The sequence below is a fragment of the Citrobacter sp. GW821-FHT02E08 genome (assembly GCF_059421685.1).
Window position 1 is genome coordinate 1 of the sequence record NZ_JBWKVL010000028.1, and the last position, 13,124, is coordinate 13,124.

At 47.3% G+C, this 13,124-nt stretch carries 10 protein-coding genes and 3 pseudogenes; 12 read left to right on the plus strand and 1 reads right to left on the minus strand.

All coding sequences use genetic code 11. The features are described 5' to 3' along the window. Positions 1-568: 568 nt before the first annotated feature. From AC07UY_RS21395 to AC07UY_RS21450, 12 genes and pseudogenes are all read left to right on the plus strand, one after another. Complete coding sequence (locus tag AC07UY_RS21395) at positions 569-1,006, plus strand: DcrB-related protein (protein ID WP_494660500.1); 438 nt, start codon at positions 569-571, stop codon at positions 1,004-1,006. 17 nt (positions 1,007-1,023) lie between these two features. Next, entirely contained in the window at positions 1,024-5,217 is a 4,194-nt protein-coding gene (locus AC07UY_RS21400; protein WP_494701905.1) for an RHS repeat-associated core domain-containing protein, read from the plus strand. Between the two features lie 3 nt (positions 5,218-5,220). Beyond that, positions 5,221-5,676 (plus strand): SMI1/KNR4 family protein, encoded by a 456-nt coding sequence (locus AC07UY_RS21405; protein ID WP_494701906.1) that lies wholly within the window; start codon positions 5,221-5,223, stop codon positions 5,674-5,676. A gap of 290 nt (positions 5,677-5,966) precedes the next feature. Then, positions 5,967-6,599: pseudogene (locus AC07UY_RS21410) on the plus strand (RHS repeat-associated core domain-containing protein); the annotation flags it as partial. 16 nt (positions 6,600-6,615) lie between these two features. Then, positions 6,616-7,056 (plus strand): hypothetical protein, encoded by a 441-nt coding sequence (locus tag AC07UY_RS21415; RefSeq protein WP_494660498.1) that lies wholly within the window; start codon positions 6,616-6,618, stop codon positions 7,054-7,056. A gap of 586 nt (positions 7,057-7,642) precedes the next feature. After that, positions 7,643-8,089: an SMI1/KNR4 family protein gene (locus AC07UY_RS21420; protein WP_494660497.1), complete on the plus strand. Its 447-nt coding sequence runs from the start codon at positions 7,643-7,645 to the stop codon at positions 8,087-8,089. A gap of 388 nt (positions 8,090-8,477) precedes the next feature. Further along, positions 8,478-9,196 (plus strand): annotated as a pseudogene (locus tag AC07UY_RS21425) (RHS repeat-associated core domain-containing protein); the annotation flags it as partial. 96 nt (positions 9,197-9,292) lie between these two features. Continuing rightward, positions 9,293-9,586 carry an HNH/ENDO VII family nuclease gene (locus AC07UY_RS21430; protein WP_494701909.1) on the plus strand — a complete coding sequence of 98 codons (294 nt, stop codon included), beginning with the start codon at positions 9,293-9,295 and terminating at the stop codon, positions 9,584-9,586. Positions 9,587-9,589: 3 nt separating this feature from the next. Continuing rightward, positions 9,590-10,063, plus strand: coding sequence for an SMI1/KNR4 family protein (locus AC07UY_RS21435; protein ID WP_494701907.1), 474 nt, complete (start codon positions 9,590-9,592; stop codon positions 10,061-10,063). A gap of 139 nt (positions 10,064-10,202) precedes the next feature. Then, entirely contained in the window at positions 10,203-10,679 is a 477-nt protein-coding gene (gene comJ / locus AC07UY_RS21440) for a competence protein ComJ (protein ID WP_494701908.1), read from the plus strand. Between the two features lie 524 nt (positions 10,680-11,203). Then, a pseudogene (locus AC07UY_RS21445) lies at positions 11,204-12,277 on the plus strand (RHS repeat domain-containing protein); the annotation flags it as partial. A gap of 6 nt (positions 12,278-12,283) precedes the next feature. Further along, positions 12,284-12,628: a hypothetical protein gene (locus tag AC07UY_RS21450; RefSeq protein WP_494660496.1), complete on the plus strand. Its 345-nt coding sequence runs from the start codon at positions 12,284-12,286 to the stop codon at positions 12,626-12,628. Positions 12,629-12,763: 135 nt separating this feature from the next. Here the strand turns inward: AC07UY_RS21450 and AC07UY_RS21455 are convergent, their stop codons facing one another. Beyond that, a complete protein-coding gene (locus AC07UY_RS21455; RefSeq protein WP_494660495.1) occupies positions 12,764-12,862 on the minus strand; it encodes a hypothetical protein in 99 nt (32 codons plus the stop codon). Positions 12,863-13,124 lie beyond the last annotated feature (262 nt).

A 13,124-nucleotide genomic window follows, 5' to 3' on the forward strand; every position in this document is an offset into this window, starting at 1 on the left:
TGGCGGACTCAGCCCGGAACAGTTTGAAAACCAGAACCTCGCTTAGGGCCGTGTCCACATTACGTGGGTAGGATCACTTTACGGATTTTAATGTGTGCGATGGGTACAGCGTAATCAGCGATGTTCGGATTTCATGACCCGTTTTCGAACAATATGGTGAATCCCCAGGTTCCCTGGTTATCATTTTGTGAACGTGAGTAAAAATTCGTTATATTAAATAAGCAATTTAAATGATAACTCTTCATTCAACGTTTAAAGAATTCCTGCTGCCTTGTGAGGTTTTATTGCATCTCATGAAGATCAGTAGAGATCATATAAACCACGCTATTGCGTTAGCACCTTTCACTTAAGCCAATGAATGAGGGGAAACACCGGTGAGTCTACCGGCAGCGCTTATTCTCATCAGTTTTCGTATCGACGAATTCCATAAAATACTTATTAAACATAGAGATACGCACATCACTAAGAAGTGTCTGATTTTGGCGGAAGCTACTATATGTTGTAGTAGCCTGTATCACACTCCTGTGACAGTATTAACAATTCTGCAAAATGTGGTAGGACCCGCTTGATGTCAGAACATTCGCAATCCAGCCTGTTTAATGAAGGACAGGTCACTCTTCCTGAAGGTTATCAGGACCGCTCAGTCAATATTTTCACTCAGCCTGGCGCTGACGTCCCGGCGTTCAATATTTCCCGCGACACGCTGAACGCCGGTGAAAATCTTTCGGCTTACATCAACCGTCAACTGGTACTGATGGAAAAACACCTTAAAGGCTGGAAACAGAGCGAACGCCATACTGTCGTGCTGGGCGATAACCTTTTACAGGGCGAAAATGTGCACGCCAGCTACCTGCGCGATGGGAAACGTATCTGTCAGCAGCAGGCGGTGTTTAACACGCATGATGCGCATATTCTGGTCTTTACCATGACCTCCGCCACAACGCTGACAGACCGCGACGGCGATCTGTTTCTTTCATTGCTCGGGAGTTTTCGCCTCCACGCTTAACGATAAGGATTATTGTTATGTTTGAAGCTGCACGCGCGGGTGATGATATTGGACACTCCGGCGCGCTGGCCGGGATGATTGCCGGAACCGTCGTTGGCGGCCTGATCGCTGCCGTGGGGGGGATCGCGGCGGGTGCGATGTTTATTGCTGGCCTTGGGGCATCCTGTATTGGCGTAGGTGTACTGCTCATCGGCGCCAGCCTTGCGGTCGGTTATCTCACCAGTGAACTGGCAACTGCCGCAAGAGACAGCATTGCGGATGCCGGGGCATCCAGCATGACGAAAAAAGGCGTCATCACCGCCGGTTCGCCTGACGTTTTTATCAACAGTAAACCCGCAGCACTCGCTACCAACAGCATGGTGGCGTGCTCTGACGACGGCTCTCAGCAGATGGCGGAAGGCTCCTCGCGGGTCTCTATCAATGGCCTGCCTGCGTCCCGTCTGGGGGATCGCACCACCTGTGACGCAAAGATCATGGCCGGTTCGGACAATGTCCGCATTGGGGGTAGCCCGAAACAGACACTGCCTATCCAGTCCGAAGTCCCGGAATGGGTTTATAAAGCCTCAGATCTTACCCTACTGTTTACCGGATTGTTCGGGGGCTGGGGCGGCGCTGCGGGTAAAGTGGGGGCGCTGGCTAAGCTGCTTGACAAAATTCCCGGTATTAACAAACTTAGCCGTATTGCCTGCCGTGCAGGCACGTTGATGACCGGCGTGGCGGCCGCAGGGATCGTTGCCCGCCCGGTGGATATGGCCAGCGGGCAGAAGTTTCTCAGCGGCGATGACGAGCTGGATTTCATCCTCCCTTCCCGCTTGCCCGTCCGCTGGCAGCGTTACTGGCGTAGCGGTAACCCTGGCGACAGCGTTCTTGGCCGGGGGTGGAGCCTGTTCTGGGAAACCCGACTGGAACGCTATCAGGATGGACTGGTCTGGCGCGCGCCTTCCGGGGATTACGTCTCCTTCCCGAGGGTGCCGAAAGGCCTGCGGACATACTGCGCAGACGAAAAATGCTGGCTGGAGCATCACCCTGATAACAGTTGGTCGGTGTATGACATCAGCGGCGAGCGTTGGCATTATGCCCCGCTGGGCGAAGCGTCGCCTTCCCTGTTACAACGACTGTCTGACCCCTGCGGCAATGATATTCTGTTTGAATGGAACGACAATCACACCCTGCATGCGCTGACCGACAGCGCCGGACAGCGAGTGGTCTGCCGCTATGATAATGAGCGCCTCGCCAGTGTCTGGCAGGATGATACAATCTGCCTGGTCAGCTATGCGTATGATGAACAGCGCCAGCTCGTTTCAGTAACGGGCCGGGGCGGTAGCGTGCGCAGACGTTTCCACTGGCGGGATGGTCTGATGAGCGCCCACGAGGATGCGAACGGGCTGCTGAGTGAATACCGCTGGCAGGAGATCGACGGCCTGCCGCGCGTGGTCGCGTTCCGGCACAACGGCGGCGAACGGCTAACGTTCGAATACGATTTTGACAACGGCACCCGCCGTGCCATCCGTGATGACGGCGCACAGGCGCACTGGCTGATTGACGACGATGACAATGTCGCGCGTTTTACGGATTTTGACGGCCGCCAGACGGCGTTTATCTACCGCGACGGCGAGCTCTGCGATGTTGTCCTGCCCGGCGGTGCCATCCGCCGTAGTTTATGGGACAAATATGGCCGGATGACGCAGGAGACGGACCCGGCTGGCCGTCGTACCGAATATTACTGGTACCGCCTGACGGACCGTATCACCCGCACGGTTTACCCGGATGGAACGTCATCACAGAACATTTATGACCTGAAGGGTCGCCTGTTAGCGGAAGACGATGTTTCCGGCAACAAAACCACGTATCACTACCCTGCTGAAGACGAAATACTGCCGGACAGCATCACGGATGCCACCGGCGGTGTGGTGCGACTGGTGTGGAACAACCAGGGACTGCTGACACAACGCACCGACTGCTCCGGCAGCGTCACCTGTTTTAGCTATGACCGCTTCGGGCAACTGGTTGCCAGTGAGGATGCAGCAGGCAATATCACGCGTCGCGAATGGAACGACGCCGGGCTACTCAGCGCAGTGATTCACCCGGACGGCAGCCGTGAATCGCTGCTGTGGAACGAACGCGGGCAACTCGCCGCCTGGCGTGACCCGCTGGAAAGCGAAGTCAGTTGGATGTACGACGTGCTTGGCCTGCCGATCAGCCTCACCGATCGTATCGGTCGCACCCGTCGCTGGCGCTACGACCCGCGCGGCAACCTGCTGCGACTGGAGAATGGCAACGGCGGTGAATACCGGTTTACCTATGACGCCGTGGGTCGTCCGCTCAGTGAAACGCGCCCGGATGATACATCCCGCCAGATGGAATGGGATGCCCGGGGTTTTCTCTGCGCCCTCCAGGAAAACGGCAGGCCTGCCGCCGACAGGGGCATCGCCCGGCGTTTACAGCAGTTCAGTTATGACGACAGCGGTCTGATGACCGGGCGCAGCCACCGCCATGCTGAATATCGTTATTTCCGCGATCTGAGTGGTCAACTCACCCGTATCCTCCGCACCCCCACGGCCGAAGGTGTCGCGCTGGGTATCGAAAACGATGAAATTGCCCTGATCCGTGATGCTGCCGGACGCATGTTAAGCGAATCCGGGGTGAATGGAGAGGTTGGTTACCAGTGGGATGCGCTGAATAATCTGACGTCCCTGACATTGCCCGGTGAGCAGCCGATTTCCTGGCTGCACTATGGCTCCGGCCACGTCAGCGCCATCCGTTTTGGCCAGCAACTGGTCACCGAATTCACCCGTGACCGTCTGCACCGAGAAACGCACCGTACTCAGGGCGCACGCAATCAGCTCCGCCGGTATGACAGCCTCGGCAGACGTACCGGGCAGCGCAGTGAAATAAACGCCGATGTCACCCTGCCAGAACAGGCGGTACTCGGGCGTCTTTATCGCTATACCGCCCGTGGCGAGCTTTCTGGCGTCAGCGACAGCCTGCGTGGCGAAGTGAATTACGGCTACGATGCCGAAGGCCGCCTGCTGAAACACTACGAGGCCCGACAGGGGCACAGCAGTGCGCATTTTCGTTATGACGCCGCAGACAACCTCGCCGCCAGTGACGACGACGCGCCGGTCACCGATAACCGCCTGCAGCACTGGCAAAACCTGTTTATGCAGTACGACGCCTGGGGCAACCTGGTCCGCCGCCGCAGTGGTCTATATGAACAGCACTATGCCTGGGATGCTGAGAACCGCCTGATTTCGGCGCAGGGAACCGGTCCGGAGGGGCGTTTTCAGGCGCATTATCAGTATGATGCCCTCGGCAGACGCACACGAAAACTGGTCTCTACCGCCCATGGGAGCACCGAAACCCGCTTCCTCTGGCAGGGATACCGCCTGTTACAGGAGCAGCACGAAGGCGGACAGTGCAGCACATACCTTTATGACCCTAACGAAGTCTGGAGCCCGCTGGCCCGAATCGACCATCTGCGCGACGACAGACGTGGGGAGATTTACTGGTTCAGCACTGACCTGAACGGCGCACCGCTGGAAGTCACCGACGTACGTGGAAACGTGCGCTGGAGTGGTCATTACGGCAGTTTTGGCGAAGTACGGCATCAGACGGCAGGCTTCACCGGCGCGTTGCAGCACACCGCCCTCTCCCATCAGCCCCTGCGCTACGCCGGGCAGTATGCTGACAGCGAAACCGGACTTCACTATAATCTGTTCCGCTACTACGACCCGCAGGTCGGACGGTTTATTGTTCAGGATCCGATAGGGTTAAACGGCGGGTGGAATCTTTACCAGTATGCGCCGAATCCGCTGGGGTGGATTGATCCTTTAGGGCTAACTTGTGGCTCTATGGTGAAAAAAATCAATGGGCGTAATCCGAGCAATAGTGCATTTGCAGGAAAAATCTATCCAGCCAGTAAATTACCGGCAGATATAAGAGGAACATATCCTCATGGTGTACCATTTAATCATGCAGGGTTCCCTGATTTTTCACGTTATTCGATTAAAAATACTCGCATTGAATTAGGCTCCTCAAGGAATGTAGATTTTGGCAGGGCTGATCGTGCTGCCGGATATGGTCCCGAAAATCCTCGCCCTGAAGGATATACTTGGCATCACCATCAGGACTCTGGATATATGCAATTAGTTCCTACTGATATACATGATGCAGTAAGGCATTCAGGTGGGATTTCAACAAGCAAGAGGTAATATATGGTTACTATCATTTATTCTAAGAAGCCAGCAACATTAGAAGATATCTCTGATTTTGAGAGAGAAATAAATAGTGCTTTGCCAAGTGATTATAAAAAATTTCTAATGGAATATAATGGAGGGCAACCTCAACCTGACTCGTTCAGGTTTTTTTCTGACAGAAATGATGCCTCTTCTGTTGATCGTTTCCTTAGTTTAGGAAACGAGAAAAATAGTAACCTCCTGAAGTATTACAACAATTATAAAGATAGGATTCCATTGGGTTTTATTCCTATCGCTCATGATGCAGGGGGCAACCTTGTTATTATGGAGCTAAAAACCAATGAAAATAAAATTTATTTTTGGGATCATGAACTTGAAGCTGATGAAGGAGTTGTTCCTGATATGAGTAATGTTTATTTGATCAATCAATCTTTTTCTGATTTTATAGATAATCTTTATGAGGAAATAATCTAAATAAAACCAAGGCCGTTTTATCGGCCATTTTCATCCCTGCTTGAACACCATATCCTATGGAGGTGCTCAGCAATAAGTTGCTCTGCCAGTAATACTACTCATGGGAAAATCCGAATCCATTATCCCCGTAAGTTATACTGAGTTAACCATGAGTAGATTCCAGAATGTAAAAACGAAGCCGCAGATAAGATTCACTCTACCGCCTGCTAAAACACTACGAAACCCGACAGGGGCACAGCAGTGCGTATTTTCGTTATGACGCCGCGGATAACCTCACCGCCAATGACTATTTTGGTGAAGCACGGTATCAGACGGCAGGCTTCACCAGCGCGTTGCAGCACACCGCCCTCTCCCATCAGCCTCTGCGCTACGCCGGGCAGTATGCTGACAGCGAAACCGGACTTCACTATAATCTGTTCCGCTACTACGACCCGCAGGTCGGACGGTTTATTGTTCAGGATCCGATTGGGTTAAATGGCGGGTGGAACCTTTACCAGTATGCGCCGAATCCTCTTTCATACATAGATCCGCTTGGGTTGGCATCATGTCGTCTAAATAATATGGGAAAAACTCCAGGTAAAGATAGCAAGACCGGTAGAGCAGTAATTGAACGAATGCGCAGCGAAGGTCGTATTCGTGGTACAGGTGACAGGATGCAATTTAAGAGCTCAACAGATAAACAATGGTATTTTGTTAAAGATGCAGATATGGCTCACTTAACTGATGCTGTTAAATATTGGAACCAGAAGGGCGGTTATTATGGACCGAAATCTAAAGAAGTTAGAGCCTTTATGCGTGATTCTAATAATTATGAATTGGAATATTATGGCCATAACCGTTCTCAAGGTGCGAAACTGCCTGATAGATATAAAGAACCAAGTGATTTTATTGGGGCGGCAGAATTATCTCAATACTTTCCATGATTAAGGGTGGTGTGTAATGAAAGAATTTATTGAAAAACATGATAAATTAGAAAAATTAATAATCTCTACTGTAGAGAAAGGTAATGAACTTCATGATAGCAAATCTTATGAATCAGCATTAGATGAATATATTAAGGCTTGGGAATTACTCCCTGAACCTAAGTTAGAATGGGAAATCGCTAGTTGGATTGCTGCATGTATAAATAGTGCTTATTTTGATATGGGTATATTCCAAAAAGCGAAAACATGGGCAGAAATCGCATTACAAACTCGATGTTCAGATATAGATACGGCCCCGTTAATTGATCTTGGAATGGTCTGCTATGAGTTAGAACAATATGATGAATCATATAAATACTTTGATAATGCTTATAATTATGGCAAAGCTCGCGCCTTTAAAGAGAGGCCGGAAAAATATTTTGACTTTTATTTATCAAAGAAAAACACGATGAAGTAAAAATGAACGGCCGGAATGATTTTTTGTATATTTTCGGCCGTTTATTTGTTACTACTCCAGTGTATCTCCTCCATCAAAACCTGATAACCACAATGTCTATATCACATTGATTACCCGTGGTTACCTTGTCAGACCACACTGAACCCGCCAGTCTCTCACCAGATATTTCTTATCGCTATCTAATATCTACTCCAGGCTGAGATGGAAATAAGTGCTAACTCTAGTAATAACCGCTCAATATCTACCTTACTGAGTGTTAGGATTAGTTATGATGCAGATAGTACAAAGTGCTGAACCATGTGGCTAACGATAATAAACAGTTAATGCCAATCAGCAAGAGGCAGCACTTAAAGGGCACGACCATAACAATGCAGTGGTTGTGTGGTGTAAAGTCAATCTGAAAGGAAATTGCTTTTCACGTATGATGAAATTTATTACCATAGCCATAGATTAAACAACTCTGGTAACTGGTATAAATATGGTATCGCGAGGTGATGACGATCAAACACCTGCGGAGAAGTGAAATTTCTCACAGTAAAGGGTGGCTTAGAGGTCGCGTTCCTAAACATTGCGTATAGGTGGAAAAATGACGGTAAAACTAATTAATTCATATCCCTCTTTAACCGCAAATGATCTTAACAAGGTTGAAGCAGCATTAGGGGTTGTTTTCCCTCCTGTACTCAGGACTATGTGGCTGATGAGCAATGGCGGAGTTCTGGATGAAGAGCGCTGCGTCTATCAAAACGATCAATATGAATTCGATATTAAGTATTTTTTGCCAGTTTTACATACAAAAAAGGAAGGAATACTTAGGGTAGAGAGCCTCTATAAGATATTGACGCGCGATAAGGAAATATTGCCTGAAACAATCCTTCCCTTTGCAATTGATGGTGGTGGATTTCCATTTTGTATCAACATAAGTAATGGAACCGTTCATTTTGCGAATTTGGAAAGCCAAAAAATTATTTATCTTGAACAGGATTTTGATAGTTTCATAAACAACGTCATTACGGAGGATGAAGCCTGGGGATGATTATATAGCAACCAGAGCGAAAGATGCTTCCCCCCACCAAGTGCTTAATAGCAGGAATATATCTGGTATTATTCAGTCCTGTCGTAAATTTATTGTTCAACTGCGTTGTCTTCGATTTACGGATGCGGATAATATTCATAACCTAGTTTCCTGTAAGCATCTCACATAGTAGTGTCATTCACTTGTAGTGATCTTACGGTATGCTGCTATAGCCAACCTGATAATGATGCAAATTATTGTTTTATATTCCATATCTAACATCTTGATTAAATAGTAAAATAACTATCGTGCAGATAGATATCTTATCAGGGTGCTGCGGTAGCGTACGCACTCTGACGTAGTTATGCCTGGAACGTAAGAACGACACTGCAGGTCTGATTCGCTGTTGCGCCTGCTAAAACACTACGAAACCCGACAGGGGCACAGCAGTGCGTATTTTCGTTATGACGCCGCGGATAACCTCGCCGCTGTGGCCTGTATGAACAGCACTATGCCTGGGATGCAGAGAACCGGCTGATATCGGCGCAGGGAACCGGTCCGGAGGGGCGTTTTCAGGCGCATTATCAGTATGATGCCCTCGGCAGACGCACACGAAAACTGGTCTCTACCGCCCATGGCACCACCGAAACCCGCTTCCTCTGGCAGGGACACCGCCTGTTGCAGGAGCAGCACGAAGGCGGGCAGTGCAGTACATACCTTTATGACCCTAACGAAGTCTGGAGCCCGCTGGCCCGAATCGACCATCTGCGCGACGACAGGCGTGGGGAGATTTACTGGTTCAGCACTGACCTGAACGGCGCACCGCTGGAAGTTACCGACGTACGCGGAAACGTGCGCTGGAGTGGTCATTACGGCAGTTTTGGCGAAGTACGGCATCAGACGGCAGGCTTCACCGGCGCGTTGCAGCACACCGCCCTCGCCCATCAGCCCCTGCGCTACGCCGGGCAGTATGCTGACAGCGAAACCGGACTTCACTATAATCTGTTCCGCTACTACGACCCGCAGGTCGGACGGTTTATTGTTCAGGATCCGATTGGGTTGGCAGGGGGGTTAAACGTCTATGCTTATGCGCCGAATCCTCTGTCATGGATAGACCCGCTTGGTCTTAAATGTTGGACGGATAAAAATGTCAATGGGCGTAAAGTATATCAGAGGAACGATTTATTTGATCCTCACAGAGTAGATGCTGACGGTCTGACTAATATTCAAAGAATGAAAGCAGGAAATGCTCCTGTTGGCCAGGATGGATTAGAAATAAACCTCCATCACCTTACTCAAGACGAACCCGGACCCATGGTGGAGATTTTAAGTAGCTATCATAGCCAAAATGATCGTGTACTTCATATGTATTCGAATCAGTGGGATAAAACCTGGAAAGGTCCGAATGGAACACGATACACTTACAATAGCGCTCCACCATCAATGAATCGAGGCCCTTTTAATCGATGGAAGAGCAATTACTGGAAAACACGCGCATTGGATTTCCCGGAGAGTTGAACCATGAATGATGAATTATTTCTAAAAATTGAAACACTAATCGCAGATAGTGGTGAGACTTACTATAGCAGTGGTCCAGCATCAGAAGATACGATTCTCGCTTATGAAGCGTCGTTAGGTCTTTCCTTTTGTGACTCTTACAAAATGTTCCTCAGGAAGTATGGCACATTGATGTTTAATGGGCTGTCATTTTATGGAATATCGAAACAAGGGCTATTTGCTGACTCTGCACCTGATGTTAGATATGTAACTTTAGAGGCAAGAAAACTAGGTGATATTGATGATAAGATGATAAAAATACTATCATCCGGCTATGGCCCTTCATTTTCTCTGGATATGTCTATTATTGGAACTTCGGGAGAAGCGGTTGTTGTAGAAACGGATTTGTCATTTAAAAGAGAAAGAAATAAAAATATTGTTTCAAACAACTTCTCTGAATTTTTACTTCAAGAAATATCTGCATCTTTAGAAGAGTAATTTTTCGATATAAAAGCCGGGGAAAAATCAAATCCTCCCGGCTTTCTTTTATTTATCTGCTGCTGTTTTTGCAAGTATCCAGCATAGGTGACATATTGTCTGCTCTTCCAGATGGCACAAAAATTAAGGTGGTAGTTGAATGATGAATAATCAATGTGTTGATTTGATTATATCCCACAGTCAGATACTGGTTCGTTCCAGGCCTTTCGATGATAATGTAAGCCAATGGGGAAAGGGAAACATTATGCAAGGGGCTATTTTAAATAAGGATTATGCAATCTTTGATCCTCTACCCGAAGATGCTTTTGGTGCAAATGTAAACTTATCTCAGACTGATAAATTTATAATGGATAATAACTGCCAGCGTTGCATTGTTGCTCCTTTTTATATTACAAATAAAAATTCTATTGAGGTTGCATCAGCCACTGAAAAATTTAAAGTAGGTTTAGCCTTAATTAATGAGTTGTACTCTCTTTACTATGAGATATGTGAGGGTGATGAAATATATTATAATTTTACTTTTGTAAATACACACTCTCCTGTACAACCACATTACCTAATGGATGATCCATGGTGTGGGGTTAAAAATGGGCATCTTAAGATGGGTACGTTTTGATGTACATTATTGCCGGGGATTAAATATCCCTGGCTTTATTTAAATTTTCGTTCAGCAGATTGGAGAACTCAAATGAGGGTCATATAATCATTTGGGTAATGCATTATATGTGTTGATATTTATCTCTCAAATCCATAGGGTTTCACATTATATAGTTAAAGATTAATCAAGGTATAATAGTGGACTAGTTTGCTTTACCATAACGTTCGTACAAAAATCAGTATGGTCCACAAATAGGATATATTTAACACCCTAACCCTATTGGGTTAAATGGTGGGTGTAATTTTTATCTGTATGCGTCGAATCCCATTTCTTGGAGCAGCCCATTGGGATCGACCATTTGTAGTATCACTAAATGTTTTTCTAGAGAAGGAAAAATAACGCAGAGATGGATTGATAAATTATCAGGGTAAAACTGATTATATTGATGCGTTTCTGACTAACTGTGGTTGGACGAAACATTATTCTTAAGCATGAAGACCTGATGAGATTCAACATACTCAATATGTATGCACTACTAAATCTGGGGCAACCTGGTCAGCCGCCGCAGTGGTCTGTATGAACAGCACTATGCCTGGGATGCCGAGAACCGCCTGATTTCGGCGCAGGGAACCGGTCCGGAGGGACGTTTTCAGGCTCATTATCAGTATGATGCCCTCGGCAGACGCACGCGAAAACAGGTCGCTACCGCCCACGGTACCACCGAAACCCGCTTCCTCTGGCAGGGATACCGCCTGTTGCAGGAGCAGCACGAAGGCGGACAGTGCAGCACATACCTTTATGACCCGAACGAAGCCTGGAGTCCGCTGGCCCGAATCGACCATCTGCGCGACGACAGGCGTGGGGAGATTTACTGGTTCAGCACTGACCTGAACGGCGCACCGCTGGAAGTTACCGACCAGTATGGAAACGTGCGCTGGAGTGGTCATTACGGCAGTTTTGGCGAAGTACGGCATCAGACGGCAGGCTTCACCGGCGCGTTGCAGCACACCGCCCTCGCCCATCAGCCCCTGCGCTACGCCGGGCAGTTTGCTGACAGCGAAACCGGACTTCACTATAATCTGGTCCGCTACTACGATCCGCAGGTCGGACGGTTTATTGTTCAGGATCCGATAGGGTTAAACGGCGGGTGGAATCTTTACCAGTATGCGCCGAATCCATTAACCTATATTGATCCGTTAGGTTTAACTAACTTAAATTCTGCTCAGCAACAGATTGATTCTGTACTTAGAGAACATCTGTCTGCAATACAGCAGTTCGATCCAAATGCAACTATAGGTTATAGAGGTAGTGTAGCAAGTGGTATTAGTAAAGCTCACGATCCTAGTATATCCAGAACTATAAATTTTAATAATTTTGATGTGGATGCCTATATACAGTCGGATTATTTGGCTAATAACCCTGTCTTTACTAACAGGCGTCCTGATGCCGCAAAAATTGCAGGAATGAGCGAAATAGAAGCATCTATAGACCGTAAGTTACGTGATATTTTCCCAGGATTAAGATCTGAACCTTTTGGTTTTAGAATTTTTAAAAGCCATGAACTAAGCGACATGGCGCGGCACAGTGACATTCAGCACAAAGTTGGCTGCAAGTAGGAATTAATGGACGTTAATAAAAGATGGTTAAGCTTTGTATTAATTGATGACAGCACATTTGATGAACTAGTTATAAAAATGGAACGGGCATTTAAGCATAATCTAATATGTGTAGATGATGAAGGACGTTATATTGCCAGTGCTGAACTTGATAGTTTTTGCATTAAAGTCATTGACAAAATTGATAGGCTTAGCGAATTGTTATGTGACGAACACTATACACTTGAAATAGCAATAAGCTCTGATAAATTCTTTAATTTTGAATTTGAAAAGCATATAAAAGAAATATTGAATAAAAATGCTGTGCAATGGGAGCGTTCTATGTGGGCTCCGGATAAATTACCTGACTAAATTATGATTGCTATCTAAACATTTAAAGCCGGGGCAATTATTATAATTTCCCGGCTTTTTTATTAATTAACTCTCGTTCAGCACACAAAACACCTCGTCCTTCAACCCATTAACCACTTGTTCAACCTAGTAAATTTACTTCTTAAGCTCCTGCGCCTCGCTGCAGTCAACGATCAGGATCACGCCCCCCTTCGAGATCTTCACCGTGATGCCCGTCCCGCTATCAAATCCCATCTCAGTGAACCAATCTCCCTCAAGGTGCAGGCAGGCATACTGTGAATAATCCGTTATATACCTATTTTACTGTTTTCGGGGAAAGTTCTGAAATAGCTCACCTGATAATGCCGTTGAGTCATTTATATTATATTTGGTGTTTAACCTTATGATTAAATAGTAAAATAAGTATCGTGCAGATAGATTGATCCTACCCACGTAATGTGGACACGGCCCTAAGCGAGGTTCTGGTTTTCAAACTGTTCCGGGCTGAGTCCGCCAC